Raw genomic sequence first — 16388 nt, 5'->3', positions numbered from 1 at the left:
TCTCCGCCGCTATTTCTTTCCGAAGAACGCTTCCAGCCGATCCATCGCCTTCGTCAGCCGCTTATGGCTGGACGCATAGCAGAGCCGCAGATGGCCTTCGCCGCCGGCGCCGAAGGCGCTGCCCGGTGCCAGCCCCACGCGGGCCTCGCGCACCAGGCGCTTGGCGAAGGGGAGCGACGGGCCCATGCCTTCGACCTGCAGCATCACATAGAAGGCCGCGGGCGCCGGCACGACATGGACGCCCTTCATCGCGTTGAGGCGCTTCACCACCAGGTCATGGGCCTTGTGGCAGCGCTCGACCAGTTCCTTCACGAAATCCTCGCCCTGCTCCAGCGCCACGACGCAGGCTTCCTGCAGCGCCTGCACGCCGCCCGAGGTGTTGTATTCGACCAGGCGATCGAGCGCGCTGCCGATGCGGGACGGCGTCACGGTCCAGCCGACGCGCCAGCCGGTCATGGCCCAGCTCTTGGAGAAGCTGTTCACCACGAAGAGCGGATCGTCGGGCGTGGCGATGTCGAGGAAGGAGGGCGCCACCGGCCGGTCGTAGGTGAAGCGGTGATAGACCTCGTCCGAGATCACGAACAGGCCGCGCCGCTTGCAGAAATCGAGCACGGCCTTCATCTGGTCATGCTCCATCAGCCAGCCGGTCGGGTTGCCCGGCGTCGCGACATAGATCGCGCGTGTTTGGGAATCGACTGCGGCGAAGAGCTTGTCGAGATCGAGGCGCCAGCCGGCATTGCCCGGCTCCAGCGCGATCTCGCGCGCGGTTCCGCCCATGATCTCGATCGAGCGCTCGAAATTCGGCCAGATCGGCGAGACCACGACGATGTTGTCGCCGCGGCTCACCAGCATCTCGGCGATCAGCATCATCGCGTTCATGCCGGCGCTGGTGACGGTGATGCGGTCCGACGCGACCGGCTTGCCGCTGAGGCGGGTGTGATAGCGGGCGAGCGCCTCGCGCAGTGCCGGGATCCCGCGCTTGTAGGTGTAGAAAGTGTGGCCGGCCTTGAAGGAAGCGGCGGCCGCGTCGCAGATGAATTGCGGCGTCGGGATGTCGCCCTCGCCGACCCAGAGCCCGATCACATCGGGAATCTCGAAGCCCATCTTCCAGACCTCGACGATCTGGGAATCGGGCAGCGCATCGATCTCGGGGCGGAGCATGGCTTGGGTGGCAGTGTCGGGAGACATCGGCGGTTCTCGGGAGCTGTGGGACAAGGATCAGTCTGGGCGCCAGGGTCTTAAGTTTCGGTTGGCGGTGCAACCGTCACGGGCGCCGGCACCGGCTTTGGGCGCAGCAGCACCAGCAGGTTGCCGGCAAGCACCAGGAGGATGCCCAGCCCCGCCAGCAGCGTCCAGCGGTAGCCCTCGAACAAGGTCGAGAGCAGCAGCGCCAGGAGCGGGAACAGCACGCTGGCATAGGCCGCCCGGTCGGCGCCGATGCGCTGGACCAGGGTCAGGTAGCTGCCGAACCCGATCACCGAGGCGAAGAAGGCGAGATAGGCCAGCGACAGCAAGAAGGTGGGCTGCCAGTCGAAGCGATAGGGACTGCTGAAGAGCCCGGCGGCGACCAGCCCCAGCAGCGCGCCATAGCCCATGCCCAGCGCATTGCTCTCGACCACCGGCATGGAAGCGCGCTTGTGGCGGACCGAGACCATGTTGCCGAGCGAGGCGGAGAAGGTCGCCACCAGCGACAGGATCAGCCCCTCGAGATGGGCGCGCGAGAACTCGATGCCGACGATCTCGGGCAGGAAGACCAGGCCCAGCCCCGCCATGCCGAGGAGCGCCCCGATCCAGACCCGGCGCTCGGCGCGGGTGCCGAAGAAGATGGCGCCACCGGCGATGTTCATCATCACGATGGTCGAGAAACAGACGGCCATCAGGCCGCTCGGGATCCGCGACGCCGCCAGATAGAACAGGAAGTAGTTGAACCAGAAGAGGGTAGTGCCCTGGATCGCGCAGAAGAGATGGTCGCGCCAGCCGAAGCGCAGGCGCCGCCGGGTGGCGAGGCACCAGAGGATCAGGATCGCGGAAGCGAGCAGGAAGCGATAGGCGATCGACTGCAGCTCCGGCACGGACCCGAGCTGGAAGCGCATCGCGAACCAGGAGGTGCCCCAGATCGCCACGGTCACGACATAGAGGAGGGACGTTGGCAAGGCGCGGGCCCATCTGCGATCGGCGAGGGGCGCAGATTATGACGAAGCGCAGGGCCCTGTCGTCACCCGCATGCGGAGGAGGAGCGCGGGAATTGTCATGGTGACGGTCAGGTGCGGTACGCTGTTGTCCCCTCTCCTGCATCGCGGGGGAGGGTCAGGGAGGGGGCCGCTCGATGGCCGACAACGCGTCGTCCCTCTCCCTGGCCCTCTCCCTGAAGGGAGAGGGGACAAGAACGTCACGCCTTCGGCTTCGTCCGCTCCTCGACGGTCCAGCTCTTCTTCATGCCCATGCGCTCGGCATAGCCGGGGTCGCGCAGCGCGCGGATGCGGTGGACGCGCAGCATGGCGGGGAGGCGGTTGGCATTGGCCTCGCGGTAGGCGTCGAGCGGCCTCAGCAACCGCCCCTGTCCGCCCAAGAGCGCGTCGCCGAACTCGACGATGCGCCGGTTGGGCCACGGTTTATTGGTGATGCGCAGGAGCTCGGCGAAGGCGGCCTCCGCCTCGGCCGGCCCATATTGGCGGACGAGGGCCAGATAGGCGGTGGCGGTGCTGCGGCTGGCGCCGGCATGGCAATGGACGAAGAGGCGCACGGGCGCGCGGTCGAGCGCCGCGATCGCCCGCTCGATGGCGGCGAGCTTGGTCTCGACATGCTCGGGCAGCGGCGACTGCTCGCGCTCCACCTCGCGATCGATATAGCGCAGCAAGGTCCGGTCGGTCCCGGGCCCAAGATGGCGGTAACCGCCGGGCTCCGGCATGGTCGGATCGAGGATGCCGATGACATGGGTCGGCTTGAAGGCGGGCAGATCGGCATCGATCGTATGCAGCCCGCCGACGCGGATCGTCAGGCGTTTCATGATGCACTCTGGGCGAGGCGCCGGCCGATCGCCGGCATGGTTTCGGCCGGCACATTGGCGAAGGCGAAGCGCAGGAACTCGTCCTGGCCGGGCCCGAACATGCTGCCCGGGAGGGCCAGGATGTTCTGCCGGGCTGCGAGGCCGCGCGCGACCTCTTCCGCCGGACGCGCTTTGAAGGGGTGGCGGAGATAGGCGAAGTAAGCACCGGCGCTGATCAGCTCGTAACCGACGTCGTTCGCCTGCAGCGCCTTCACCAGCGCCTGAAGCCGCTCGCGCATCATGGCGGTATTGCCGATACGCCATGTCTTCAGATGCTCGAGCCCGTAGATCGCGGCCAGCTGGCCGATGCGCGGCGCGCAGATCGCGACCGTGTCCATCGCCTTGGCGATCTCGGCGATCAAGGCGGGGCCGGCGATGATCGAGCCGACGCGATATCCCGTCAGGCAATAGACCTTGGAGAAGCTGTAGAGCTGCACCAGCGTGTCGCGCCAGTCGGGTTCGGCGAACAATCCGTGCGGCGCGCCGTCCTTCGGCAGGAAATCGCGATAGGTCTCGTCGAGGATGAGCGCCAGCCCGCGCCGCTTCGCCAGATCGTAGAACGCCTTGATGGCGGCGGGCGGATAGATGGCGCCGGTCGGGTTGTTGGGCGTCACCAGCACGATCGCGCGGGTCCTGGGCCCGATCAGCGCTTCGGCATCGGCCGGATCCGGCACGCCGCCGCGCTCGGGGCGGAACGGCAGATGCACCGCCTTGAGGCCCTGCATGTCGAGCCACATCTGGTGATTGAAGTAATAGGGCAGCGGCAAAATGATCTCGTCGCCGGGCCCGGCCAGCGCCATGACGGCCAGGCAGAAAGCCTGGTTGCAGCCGGCGGCGATGAGCGTATCGGCCGGCTCGATCGAGGCGCTGTAGAAGGCGCCCATATCGGCCGCCAGCGCCTGGCGCAAGGGCGGCATGCCTTCGATCTCGGTATAGCGCGCCGAGCCCGGCTCGCCGACGATGCGCGCCAGATGGTCGGTCAGTTCGGTCGGCGGCGGATATCCCGGCACCGCCTGCGCCACGTCGATCAGCGGCTTGTCGGCGGGAAACTGCCGGCCTTTGATCCAGCCATGGGCCTCGGCAATGGGCGGCGCCGCGACGGCTGCGAGAAGCTTGTTGATATGATAGGTCATGGGCGCCTGATCTAGCCGGCCGGGGCCGGCCTTGTCACGCGAAAGCGAAGGGTTCGCAGGGAATTCAATGTCATGATCGCCACGGCCGCCAAGGGCTTCGCCAAACGGGTCCCGGAATATGAAGCCGGCCGCCCGGAATATCCCGATGCCCTGCTCGACGACCTGCCTCTGGCGGAAAGTCGGGTGGTGGTGGATCTGGGTGCGGGAACCGGCAAGTTCACCAAGGTCCTGGCCGCACGGATCGCGGAATCGAAGGGCGCCCATACCCCCCGCCTGTTCGCGGTCGAGCCGGTGCGCGAGATGGCCGACCGTCTGGCGGCGCGCGGGCTGCCGGTCGAGCTGCGCGCGGGATCGGCCGAGGCGATCCCCTTGCCGGACGGCGCGGCCGATCTGGTCACTTGCGCCCAATCCTTCCACTGGTTCGATTACGAACCGGCTTCGGCCGAAATCCATCGGGTCCTGGCGCCGGGCGGACATCTGGCCCTGATCTGGAACCTGCGCGACGAGCGCGTGCCCTGGGTTGCGACTCTCACCGCGCTGTTCGACCGTCATGCCGGCAGCACGCGGCGCTATGCCTCGGGCGCCTGGCGGCGGATCCTCGAGGATGCGCGTTTCCGCCTGGTGCGCGTGACCCGCCACGATTTCAGCTATCGCATGGGCCGCGGCGGGCTCTATGACCGCGTCTTCTCCACCAGCTTCATCGCCGCCATGCCGGCGGCCGAACAGGCCGCGGTGCGCGGCGAGGTCGACCGGCTCATGGCCGATCATCCGGAGATCCTGGCGTCCGGGATGGTGGAGTTTCCCTATGTCTGCGAGCTGCATCTGCTGCAGCGCGTTGGTTAATACCCGATTAAACCGCCCGACAGGGCCGGCATTCACTGCAAGTTGATTGGCAGGTGAACGGCATTGGCTCCTACTAAGGGAGAGATGGAGGGGCCCGGACGATGATTCTAAGCAGGCCGATCCTCGGCACGGTGCTGGCGATGTTGTTGGTGACGACGTCGGCCGCAGGCACCGCGGACAAGATCCAGCCTCTGACGACCGACAATCCGGTCGTGGTCGAGCTCTACACCTCGCAAGGCTGCAGCTCCTGTCCTCCCGCCGATTCCTTTCTGGGCGATCTCGCCAAGCGCCGCGATGTTCTGGCGCTGGCGCTCCATGTCGACTATTGGGATTACATCGGCTGGAAAGACCAGTTCGCCAGCCCGAGCGCCACGCAGCGCCAGCGCGCCTATGTGCACGAGATGCGCGAGCGCATGGTCTATACGCCGCAGATGATCATCGACGGCGTCGCGGAATCCGTGGGCTCCGATCGCGGCAAGGTCGAGAGCCTGATCACCGAGGCGCGGGCCCGCGCCAAGCTGCCGATCGCCTTCTGGCGCGACGAGGCCGGCAAGGACTGGGTCGAGATCGGCGAAGGCCCCAGGCCCGAAGGCGGCGAGGCCACCGTCTATATCGCGCTCTATGACGGCAAGCATGAGACGCCGGTGCAGCGCGGCGAGAATGCCGGCTCGACGCTCACCGAGTTCAACATCGTCCGCGAATGGCGCCCGATCGGCAAATGGGACGGACAGAAGGTCCGCTATCCGATCACGATCGACGACCAGGACGAGGATTACGAAGCCTGCGCCGTCATCGTGCAGCAGGGCCAGGTCGGCCCCATCCTCGGCGCCTCGGCGATGAAGATGGAATTGCACTGAGGGGCGGAGTGTTCGCGCTCGCTCTTCATCCCTTCCCCCTTGTGGGGTTAGGAAGGGGGGTGCCACGCACTCGATTCATCGCGTAGCGTCACCCCTCCCCCTACCCTCTCCCGCAAGGGAAGGGGGTGAGTACGTCCTTCAATTCTCCAACGCCCGCCGCATCATCTCGCTCTGCCGCCTTGCGAAGGCGACCGGGTCTTCCAGCGTCTCGCCCTGCAGGATCCGCGCCTGGTCGAGGATAAGCCAGGCGGCCTCGCCGATCTCCTCGGCGTTGCCCTTGGCCTTGAGGCGCTTCGTCAGCGCCGCCACGAGCTGGCATTGCGGGTTGATCTCGAGCACGCGCTTGGCGCCGGTGTCGAGGCGCTTATGCTGGCGCAGCAGGCGCTCGAGATTGATGTCGAGATCGCCGTCCTCCGCCACCAGGCAGGCGGTGCTCTCGGTCAGGCGCTGCGAGGAGCGCACATCCTTGACCGCGTCCTTGAGGGTGAGCTTGAAGAGCGCGATCAGGCCGTCGATGCCTTCGGGCGCCGGCGGGGCCGGCTTCTTGTCGGCGGCCGCGTTCACGATCTTCTCGAGCTCGGCGCCGCCGCGCGTGACCGAGCGCAGCGGCTTCTCCTTGTAGGCGCCCACGGCCGGCACCCAGAACTCGTCGATCGGATCGGTCAGCAGCAGCACCTCCACATCGCGCGCGCGGAAGCCTTCGAGATGCGGGCTGCGGCTCGCGGCCTCGAGCGTCTCGCCGGTGATGTAATAGATCGCCTCCTGGCCCGGCTTCATGCGGGCCAGATAATCCGCCAGCGAGACGAGCTTGTCCGAGGCGGTGGAGCGGAAGCGCGCGAGCGACAGGAGCGCGTCGCCCTGGTCGTTCTGCTCGTAGAGCCCTTCCTTCAGCACCGCGCCGAACTGGTTCCAGAAATCCGCGTAAGCGTCCGGCTCGTCCTTGGCGCGCTTTTCGAGCTCGCCCAGCACGCGCTTGGTGATGCCGGCCCGCATCTTCGCCAGCACCGGATTGTGCTGCAGCATCTCGCGGCTGATATTGAGCGGCAAGTCCGAGGAATCGACCACGCCGCGCAGGAAGCGAAGATAAGGCGGCACCAGCTCGTCGCAGGAATCGGTGATGAAGACGCGCTTCACATAGAGCTTGAGCCGGTTCTTGCGATCGGGATCGAACAGATCGAACGGCCGCGTCGAGGGCACGAACAGCAGGCCCGCATATTCGAGCACACCCTCGACCTTGAAATGCAGCGTCATCCAGGGCTTGTCGAAGGCATGCGCGCTGTGGCGATAGAACTCGGCATAGCCCTGCTCGGTGATCTCCGACTTGGGCTTCATCCACAGCGCCGAGGCTTCGTTGAGGCGCTCTTCCTTGCCGCCACTCCCTTTGCCATCCTCAGCGAGGAAGATCGGCAGCGGGATATGGTCGGAATATTTGGTGACGATCTTCTTCAGCCGGTCGCGCTCGAGGAACTCCCTGGCGTCGGCCTTGAGATGCAGGATCACATCGCTGCCGCGCTTGTCGCGTTCGGTCGCGACCACCTCGAACTCGCCCCGCCCGTCGGAGCTCCAGCGCCAAGCCTCGGTCTCGCCGGCCTTGCGGCTCACCACCTCGACCTGGTCGGCGACCATGAAGGCGGCATAGAAGCCGACGCCGAACTGGCCGATCAGCGCCAGGTCCTTGGCGGCGTCGCCGGTCGCCTGCTTCAGGAAGGCGGCGGTGCCCGAGCGCGCGATCGTGCCCAGATTCTCGACCAGGTCCTCGCGGTTCATGCCGATCCCGTTGTCGGCGATGGTGAGGGTGCCGGCCTGGGCATCGGCGCGGATGACCACCTTGAGCTCGGGATCGCCCGCGATCAGGTCGGCATGGGTCAGCGACAGATAGCGCAGCTTGTCGCAGGCATCGGCCGCGTTCGAGATCAGCTCACGCAGGAAGACGGCGCGCTCGCTATAGAGCGAATGGGCGACGATATCGAGGAGCCGCCCGACTTCGGCCTGGAATCCGTGGCGGCTTTCGGAGCTGGATTTGGTTTCTTGATGGGTCATGGTCATTCCTAGGCTATTCCCGGGCGATTCCCCAAGCGATCCCTGATTATTCCGCCGGTACCCCTCGTTGGGGCGCGCGGGCGGGCTGGCTTTGACGGCGGGAGATATGTGATATCCCTAGGAAGCCATCAAGGGGCTGATCTGCGTCCTTTGCGCCCCGGTCGGCCGGGGGCTCCCCCGCAGGCCGGCCTCCCTTCCGCAGACCCGACCCGAAGATCCCTGGATTCTCCGACCGATGCCGGCATCATCACCGCCCGATCATGGCCCCGACGGAAGCCGGCCTTCCGGTTCCTGGGCACCCGAATCGGCCGCGGGCGGCAGCTTGATCGACCAGGTCGAACGGCTCGAGCGCGAGCTTGCCGATCTCAAAGGCCAGGAACGCGCCGCCCTCAACGAGGCGCTGCGCCTGCGCGAGCAGCTGCGCCGGTTGAGCAGCGCCCGGCTGGTGCGCCTCGAGCAGCGCCTGCAGCGGCTGATGCGCAGCCTCTGGCGCCGGCTGCGCCGCGACGGTCTCTTTTCCCGGCGGCTGGCGGAGGAGCGCCAGCTGGTCGAGGCGTCGGGCCTGTTCGACACCGGCTACTATCTGCGTGCCTATCCCGACGTGGCGGCGGCCGAGACCGATCCGATCTCGCATTACTTGCGCTTCGGGGCCCAGGAAGGGCGCAATCCCAGCGCGGCCTTCTCGACCCTCTCCTATGGCGTCGCCTATCCGGATGTCGCCAGCAGCGGCATGAACCCGCTGGTCCATTACATCCTGATCGGCAAGGCCGAAGGGCGCTCGGCGCTCAAACCGGTCAACCCGCCGCGCGGGGGCGGCGATGGCGCCACCGTGCCGGCCTCGGTCGAGCCCGCGGCGAGCGACCGGCCGCCCTTCGCCGTTCCGCTGTCGACGCGCGACCAGCCCCGCACCGCCGTCGTCCTGCATCTCTTCTATCTCGATCTCTGGCCCGAGATCGGCCGGCGCCTGCGCGCCCTCGACGAGCCCTTCGACCTGATCGTCTCGGTGCCGGCCGAGCGGCGCGACGAAGCCGCGGCGGCGATCCAGGCCGACATCCCCACCGCGCAGATCCTGGGCGTCGAGAATCGCGGACGCGACATCGGTCCGTTCCTGGAGCTCCTGGGGTCGGGCCGTTTCGATCGCTACGACTATCTCTGCAAGATCCACGGCAAGAAGAGCCCGCATCGCGACGACGGCAATGAATGGCGGCGCGATCTTCTGGACGATCTGCTGGGCAGTGCAGAGGCCACGCGGCACCTGGTCGCCTGGCTCGATGCCCATCCGGAGGTGGGTCTGGTCGGGCCCTCGGGCCTGCGCATCGCCGGCGAGGGTCACCGCTGGGGCAGCAACGAAGCGACGCTGCGAACACTGGCGAAACGCGCCGGTATCGCCGACGCCGAGATCCGCGTCGATTTCTTCGCCGGCTCGATGTTCTGGTGCCGGACCGCCGCGCTGGCGCCGCTGAAGGCGCTGGAGCTCGGACTCGCGGATTTCGAGCCGGAGCAGAATCAGATCGACGGGACGCTTGCCCATGCGATCGAACGGCTGTTCTCGCTGGCGGCGGGTCACGCCGGCTTTGCAACGAGCGAAACCCAGGCGGTTCGCGCCTCGCCGCTGCCGGCCTCGCCGCTGCACAGCCTATTGACCACGGAGAGCGGTCACACCGTCAAGACCATCGCGTTCTATCTGCCGCAGTTCCATCCGATCGCCGAGAACGATCAATGGTGGGGACGCGGCTTCACCGAATGGAACAATGTCGCGCGCGCGCGGCCGATGTATGAGGGCCATCTGCAGCCGAGGCTGCCGGCGGATTTCGGCTTCTACGATCTGCGCATGCCGGCGGTGCGGGATGCCCAGGCCCGGCTCGCCTCGGCCTACGGCATTCATGGCTTCTGCTATCACTATTACTGGTTCCGGCGCCGGCGCTTGCTGGAGACGCCGATCATGGAGATGCTGCGCAGCGGCCGTCCGGATTTCCCGTTCTGCATCTGCTGGGCGAACGAGAACTGGACGCGCCGCTGGGACGGGCTCGATCACGAGATCCTGGTCGAGCAGGATTACGGCCCCGGTTTCGCGCAGGCCTTCATCGACGAGATGATCCCCTTCCTGCGCGACCCCCGTTACATCCGCTATCAGGGCCGGCCGGTGCTGCTGATCTATCGGGCCAAGACCATTCCCGGGCTTCAGGGGGCGATCGCCCTCTGGCGCGAGGCCTGCCGGCGCGCCGGGATCGGCGAGATCCATCTCTGCGCGGTCAAGTTCTGGGACGTGACCGAGGACCGGCTCGAGGGCTTCGATGCGCTGGTCGAGTTTCCGCCCCATCGCACCAACGTCGTCGAACGCAAGGTGGAGGGGCTCAGCCCCGCCTTCCGCGGCAACATCTATGACTATGGCGCGGTGATCGACCATGCGCTGTCCTATGATCCCGCCGATCCGGAGTTCATCGCGCGGCGCGGCCTGCTGCATCGCGGCCTGATGATGGGGTGGGACAACAGCGCGCGGCGCGGTCCCGGCGCCAATATCTTCGAGGGCGCGACGCCGGCGCTCTACGGCTTCTGGCTTTCGGGCGTGCTGGCCCAGGAACAGCGGCGGACCACGCCGGAATCGCTGGTCTTCATCAATGCCTGGAACGAATGGGCCGAGGGCACGGTGCTCGAGCCCGACTTCCGGCATGGGCGCGGCTATCTCGAGGCCACGCGCGAGGCCCTGGACGAGGCGGGCCGGCTGCATTGGGGCAGGGCCGCCGACAGCGGCGGTTGAACAGCCACCTGTTCACCTGTATTTTTTGTAATAATTCGCCGCGCCTGTCGCCTGCACCGATCCAGGGGGATTCCCGCATGGCTGCCGTCGGGCTTCGCATCGCATTGGCGATGATGGGATTTTTGTTGCTTGCCCCGTTCGCCGCCGGGGCCGACGACGCGGTCCTGACCGCGGAGCAGCGTCAGGCCGAGATCGACAAGCTCAACTGGATCTTGGCCGCGGGCCATTACGAGTTGACCCAGTCGCACAGCCATATCGACCTGCCCGAGGGATATTACCTGCTGCTCGGCAAGGACGCGGCCCGCTACGACGCGCTCTCGAGCGGCGTCGATGCCTCCAATACCGAGGCCATCGTCTTCAACAACACCGACCATAGCACTGTCTATTTCGTCTTCTTCGATAAGGGCTTCGTTACGGACGACGACTGGGCGGAGGTCGATGCCGACGGCTTCCTGAAGCAGATGCAGGACCTGGAGCTCAAGCGCAACAGCGACCGGGTCCGCCAGGGCGTCGACTATCTGCTCATCGACGGCTGGAAGGAAACGCCGCGCTTCGACAGCGCCACCCACACGGCCTATTGGGCGATCACGCTCAACAACGCCATGAAGAGCTGGATCAATGCGAATGCGGTCCGGCTGGCGCGCAACGGCTATCACTATGTGATCTGGGTGGGCGACGAATCCTCCTTCAGCGGCTCCAGCAACAGCCTCGCCACCGTGATGGGCCTGCATGACTACGATGACGGCTATCGCTATGCCGACCATGCCGATGGGGACAAGCTCGCCGGCGTCGGCATCGGCGCGCTGACCGCGTCGATCCTGGGGGTGAAGTTCGGCGGGGGATTCCTGGCGGGGGCGCTGGGCGAGATCCTGTTCTATGGCAGGAAGATCCTGATCGTGGTCGCCGTGATCGTGGCTGGGTTCGTGGCCTGGAAGGCCCGCGCGCGGCGCAAGGCGGCGGCGGCGCTGCCGCCCGCGGCACCTCCGCCGCCCCCGGCCCGCTAAACCGGCGTAAAAAAGCGCGGAAAACCGCCAGCGAGCCGGTGCGTCCGGCGCCGCTTGCGAATCGCGGGCCGACACCCGATTCTCATGGCATGAGCGAATTCGCGGCCTCGCGCGTCACGGCGGTCCTCGGTCCCACCAACACCGGCAAGACCTACCTCGCGGTCGAGCGCATGCTGGGCCATCGCACCGGCATGATCGGCTTTCCGTTGCGCCTGCTGGCGCGCGAGAATTACGACCGCATCCGCAAGATCAAGGGCGACCATGCCGTGGCGCTGGTCACCGGCGAGGAAAAGATCGTCCCGCCGCGCGCCGCCTATTTCATCTGCACCGTCGAATCGATGCCGCTCGACCGGCCGACCGACTTCCTGGCGATCGACGAGATCCAGCTCGCCGGCGATCCCGAGCGCGGCCATGTCTTCACCGACCGCCTGCTCGCGGCGCGCGGCATCGAGGAGACGATGCTGCTGGGCTCCGACACCATCCGTCCCCTGATCCGAAAACTCGTGCCCGAGGCCGAATATATCTCGCGGCCGCGCTTCTCGATCCTCTCCTATGCGGGCCCGAAGAAGCTGACGCGCCTGCCGCCGCGCAGCGCCGTGGTCGCCTTCTCGATCGCCGAGGTCTATGCGATCGCCGAACTGGTGCGCCGCCAGCGTGGCGGCACCGCGGTCGTGATGGGCGCGCTCAGCCCGCGCACGCGCAACGCCCAGGTCGAGCTGTTCCAGTCGGGCGCCGTCGATTTCCTGGTGGCGACCGACGCGATCGGCATGGGCCTCAACATGGATCTCGACCATGTCGCCTTCGCGCGGCTGGTGAAGTTCGACGGGCGGGGCCCACGGCGCCTGACCGCGGCCGAGATCGCGCAGATCGCGGGCCGCGCGGGCCGGCATATGAGCGACGGCACCTTTGGCACCACGGCGGAAGCCGGTGTGATCGAGCCCGAGATCGTCGAGGCGGTTGAGAATCACCGCTTCGATCCGCTGAAGGCACTGCAATGGCGCAACGCGTCGCTCGATTTCCGCAGCCTCGGATTCCTGCTGAAGAGCCTGGAGGCGCCGCCGCCCGAACCCTGCCTGCTGCGCACGCGCGATGCCGACGATCACCAGTCGCTGCTGGCGCTCTCGCGCGAGCCGGAGATCGAGGGCCTCGCGCGCTCGAGCGCCCGCATCCGGCTGTTGTGGGAAGTCTGCCAGATCCCCGATTTCCGCAAGATCCTCTCGGATGCGCATACGCGCCTCCTGGGCCAGATCTATCACCACCTCACCGGCGCCACCGAGAAGCTGCCGCCCGACTGGGTCGCCGAGCAGATCCAGCGCATCGACCGCGTCGACGGCGATATCGATCTGCTGACCCAGCGCATCGCCCATATCCGCACCTGGACCTATATCGCGCATCGCGCCGACTGGCTGGCCGATCCCGCCCATTGGCAGGAGCGCACGCGCGCGATCGAGGACCGGCTCTCCGACGCGCTGCATCAATCGCTCACCAGCCGCTTCGTCGATCACCGCCACGCGACGCTGGTGCGCCGCATGAAGGAAGGTGGCGAGCTGATGAGCGCGCTCACCCGCAGCGGCGAGGTGGTGGTCGAAGGCCATGTGGTGGGGAAGCTCGAAGGCTTCGAATTCCACGCCGATGGCGGGCTCAAAGGCGACGAGGCCCGCCACCTCAACACCGCCGCGCGCCGTGCCCTGCTGCGCGAGATCCCGGGCCGGGTGAAAAATTTCGAGGCGGCGGAGGATGGCGAGTTCCGCCTCACCGACGATGCCCGCATCCTCTGGCAGGATCGCGCCATCGCGCGGCTGGCGGCGGGCGACCGCGCGCTCAAGCCGCGGGTCGAGGTCTTTCCCAGCGACTATCTCGACGGACCGCAGCGCGAGCGCGTCCGCCGCCGCCTCGTGGCCTGGACGGAGCGTCTGATCCGTGCCCGGCTGGGTCCTCTGGTGGCGCTGGCCGAAGCCGATCTCAAAGGGTCCGCACGCGGCATCGCCTTTCAGCTGAGCGAAGCCCTGGGGCTGTTGCCGCGCCGGAAGGCCGAGACCGAAATCGCGGCCTTGACCGCGCTCGATCGCCAGACCTTGTCGAAGCTCGGCATCGAGTTCGGCCATCAGAGCCTCTGCTATCGCGGCATCGGCAATGGCAAGAGCGCGCGCCTCGCGGCCCAGCTCTGGGCCGTCCGTCACGAGCGGCCCATGCCGCCCTTGCCGGCCGGCCGGCCCTTGAGCTTCGTGCCCGGTGCCGATCAGCCGGAAGGCTTCTGTCTGGCCTTCGGCTATTGCACGGTGGCGGGCCTGGCGGTGCGCTCCGATGCGCTCGATCGCTTCGCGCGCCTCGCCCACCAGCTCGGGCGGCAGGGCGCCTTCCTCGTGACCGAGCCGCTGCGATCGCTGGTGGCCTGCGACGACGCCAGGCTGCCGGCCCTGCTGCGCGCGCTGGGTTATCGCCAGAGCGGCCAGGGCGCCGACGTGACGTTCCAGCTGAAGGGCCGTCCCCCGGGGTCGGGGCGACCGCGCCAAACTGGACGGCCGGCCACGACAGCTCCCGCCGACGGCATGCCGCCCCCTGCCAATGAGGATGTGCCCGCGCAGGACGCAGCACCGCCCGGGACAGCCGCGCCGACGAAGAAGCCCGCGCGGCGCCGGCGCAAGCGGGAGACGAGCCCGGCCGATCCGCATTCGCCCTTCGCCGCGCTCGGGTCGCTGCGCCGCCGCCTCCGCGCAGGGCGCTGAGGCCGCGGGCGATGCAGGACATGCCCGATCGCGACGGTGGAGCCGGGGTTCCCATCGCCGCGGCGCTGCGTCTCGACAAATGGCTGTGGCATGCGCGCTTCTGCAAGAGCCGCAGCCTGGCCACCAAGCTTTGCGTCGGGGGCCAGATCCGTCTGGCGCAGGCGGCCCCCGCCAACGGCGCGGCTGCCGCTCCCGAGGTCAGGTCCGGCACGCCCAGCCTGGTCGCCAAAGCCAGCCAGACGGTGCGGCCCGGCGACGTGCTCACCTTTCCGCTCGGCGGCCAGGTCCGCGTGATCCGCATCCTGGCGCTCGGCGCTCGCCGGGGGCCGGCGCCCGAGGCGCGGACGCTCTACCAGGATCTGACGCCGCCGCAGCCGCGGCTGCGCCAGGAAGCGGGTCCTGGCGTCCGCGCCGCCGGCAGCGGACGGCCCACCAAGCGCGAGCGGCGCGCGCTCGATCGGCTCCAGGACGACGACCCCTGATTGTCCCCTCGGGATCGCGGCAATTGACCGCAAAATCCTCAAGCTGCCCAGGGTTGCGCGCGCTCCGAGGGCCGTGCTAGGCAAGCCTGTGATCAGTCGTATCAAGGCATTGCTGGCGGGCCTGGACCCGAAGCAACCGGACCACCATGACGATCTTGTCGTTGCGGTGACGATGTTGCTGGCCGAAGCGGCGCGCATGGATCAGCGCGTTGACCCGGCCGAACGGCAGGTGATCGAGTTGCGGCTGGCGCAGCGTTTCGGTTTGACCGCCGAGGCCGCCGCCGCGCATCTCGACCGCGCGCTCGCGTCGGCGGAGACGGGAAACCGCTTCTTCGCCTTCACCCAGCAGGTCAAGAACGGGATGACGCCCGAGGAACGGGTGAAGCTGGTCGAGATGCTGTGGGAAGTGGTCTATGCCGATGGCCGTCTCGATCCCTATGAGGACAACCTGATGCGGCGTGTTGCCGGCCTGCTCGACCTGTCCGACACGGAGAACGGCGCCGCACGCAAGCGCGTGCTGGCACGCGCGCCGGCGGCGAAGGCCGAGACGCAGGGTTCGGGCCCGGTCGGGTCCGGCCGCGGCGTTCTCGCCACCGATCATTGAACGCAACTGGAGTCGCCTGAGATGACCTACGTCGTCACCGAAGCCTGCATCCGATGCAAATACATGGATTGCGTCGAGGTGTGCCCGGTGGACTGTTTCTATGCCGGCGAGAACATGCTCGTGATCCATCCGGACGAGTGCATCGATTGCGGCGTCTGCGAGCCCGAATGCCCGGCCGATGCCATCCTGCCCGACACCGAGCAGGGGCTCGAAAAATGGGTCGAGCTCAACCGGCAATATGCGGAACAATGGCCGAACATCACCCGCAAGGGTGAGGCGCCGGCCGACGCCGATCAGTTCAAAGGCGTCGAGGGCAAGTTCGACAAATTTTTCAGCCCGAATCCCGATAAGGTATAAGGGATTGATTCCTCTGAAGATTGTGGAGTGTCCGGTAGATCGTCCCGGGCAGTTCCTGGTTTGTGCTCGGGGCTGCCACAGCCCTTGAGTTGAATCAAGGACCAATTTCCGTTATATTTCCGAAAGATGGCGGTCGGCCTCCAGATCCGGTGAGAGGCCCAGACCCCCCAGGCGGGTGTTTCGCGGCACCCGGCCCCGTATCAATGATTGGGTGGTCGGAGCGCAGCGCCGCAATGCTGCGGCGGGCGCGTGCGCTTGCCGGCGGCCGAGAGAGGAACAGGAAAGACGATGTCCACGCGTACCAAGTCGAAGGCGACCCCTGTGAAGGCTTCGGCGGGCAAGACGGCAGCGAAGAGCGCCTCTGCCAAGGCCAAACCCGTGCAGGCGAAGAAGAAACCCGTCGCGGCGAAACCCGCGCCCGTGAAAGCAGCAACACCAGTGAAGCCCAAGACCAAGGACGTGTCGAAAGCCGCGGCCAAGCCTGCGGCAAAGCCCGCGCATCCGGCTCATGCGCCGGCGAAACCGGCCCATGCGCCCG

General features: G+C 67.4%; 13 protein-coding genes. 8 read left to right on the top strand and 5 right to left on the bottom strand.

The window, feature by feature from the left end; genetic code table 11:
• Positions 1-9: 9 nt before the first annotated feature.
• From FRZ44_RS25065 to FRZ44_RS25050, 4 genes are all read right to left on the bottom strand, one after another.
• Positions 10-1188: a pyridoxal phosphate-dependent aminotransferase gene (locus FRZ44_RS25065; protein WP_151179755.1), complete on the bottom strand. Its 1179-nt coding sequence runs from the start codon at positions 1186-1188 to the stop codon at positions 10-12.
• Between the two features lie 50 nt (positions 1189-1238).
• A complete protein-coding gene (locus FRZ44_RS25060) occupies positions 1239-2153 on the bottom strand; it encodes a DMT family transporter (RefSeq protein ID WP_225308439.1) in 915 nt (304 codons plus the stop codon).
• 236 nt (positions 2154-2389) lie between these two features.
• Entirely contained in the window at positions 2390-3007 is a 618-nt protein-coding gene (locus tag FRZ44_RS25055) for a protein tyrosine phosphatase (RefSeq protein WP_151179754.1), read from the bottom strand.
• A complete protein-coding gene (locus FRZ44_RS25050) occupies positions 3004-4179 on the bottom strand; it encodes an aminotransferase (RefSeq protein ID WP_151179753.1) in 1176 nt (391 codons plus the stop codon). Before FRZ44_RS25050 ends, FRZ44_RS25055 begins: the two co-directional genes overlap by 4 nt.
• Before the next feature lie 72 nt (positions 4180-4251).
• On the opposite strand from FRZ44_RS25050, the gene FRZ44_RS25045 reads away from it, so the two are divergent.
• Together FRZ44_RS25045 and FRZ44_RS25040 are read left to right on the top strand one after the other, a co-directional pair.
• Positions 4252-5022, top strand: coding sequence for a class I SAM-dependent methyltransferase (locus FRZ44_RS25045; protein WP_151179752.1), 771 nt, complete (start codon positions 4252-4254; stop codon positions 5020-5022).
• A 101-nt stretch (positions 5023-5123) separates the two neighbouring features.
• A complete protein-coding gene (locus FRZ44_RS25040) occupies positions 5124-5879 on the top strand; it encodes a DUF1223 domain-containing protein (protein WP_151179751.1) in 756 nt (251 codons plus the stop codon).
• Positions 5880-6017: 138 nt separating this feature from the next.
• On the opposite strand, the gene htpG is transcribed toward FRZ44_RS25040, so the two are convergent.
• On the bottom strand, positions 6018-7919 hold the full coding sequence (htpG, locus tag FRZ44_RS25035) for a molecular chaperone HtpG (RefSeq protein WP_151179750.1): 1902 nt from the start codon (positions 7917-7919) through the stop codon (positions 6018-6020).
• Between the two features lie 235 nt (positions 7920-8154).
• Here htpG and FRZ44_RS25030 point away from each other — a divergent pair, with 235 nt between their 5' ends.
• The 6 genes from FRZ44_RS25030 to fdxA all read left to right on the top strand — a co-directional run bounded on the left by FRZ44_RS25030 (position 8155) and on the right by fdxA (position 15850).
• Complete coding sequence (locus tag FRZ44_RS25030) at positions 8155-10677, top strand: glycoside hydrolase family 99-like domain-containing protein (RefSeq protein ID WP_151179749.1); 2523 nt, start codon at positions 8155-8157, stop codon at positions 10675-10677.
• Positions 10678-10754: 77 nt separating this feature from the next.
• Entirely contained in the window at positions 10755-11681 is a 927-nt protein-coding gene (locus FRZ44_RS25025) for a DUF2167 domain-containing protein (RefSeq protein ID WP_191908293.1), read from the top strand.
• Between the two features lie 89 nt (positions 11682-11770).
• Positions 11771-14407: a helicase-related protein gene (locus FRZ44_RS25020; protein ID WP_151179747.1), complete on the top strand. Its 2637-nt coding sequence runs from the start codon at positions 11771-11773 to the stop codon at positions 14405-14407.
• Between the two features lie 20 nt (positions 14408-14427).
• Positions 14428-14889 (top strand): RNA-binding S4 domain-containing protein, encoded by a 462-nt coding sequence (locus tag FRZ44_RS25015; protein ID WP_151179746.1) that lies wholly within the window; start codon positions 14428-14430, stop codon positions 14887-14889.
• Positions 14890-14977: 88 nt separating this feature from the next.
• Positions 14978-15493 carry a tellurite resistance TerB family protein gene (locus FRZ44_RS25010; protein ID WP_151179745.1) on the top strand — a complete coding sequence of 172 codons (516 nt, stop codon included), beginning with the start codon at positions 14978-14980 and terminating at the stop codon, positions 15491-15493.
• A gap of 21 nt (positions 15494-15514) precedes the next feature.
• On the top strand, positions 15515-15850 hold the full coding sequence (gene fdxA, locus FRZ44_RS25005; RefSeq protein ID WP_151179744.1) for a ferredoxin FdxA: 336 nt from the start codon (positions 15515-15517) through the stop codon (positions 15848-15850).
• Positions 15851-16388: the final 538 nt, after the last annotated feature.

Source organism: Hypericibacter terrae (assembly GCF_008728855.1).
GTDB lineage: Bacteria > Pseudomonadota > Alphaproteobacteria > Dongiales > Dongiaceae > Hypericibacter > Hypericibacter terrae.
This window is presented reverse-complemented; position numbering and strand designations above follow the sequence as displayed.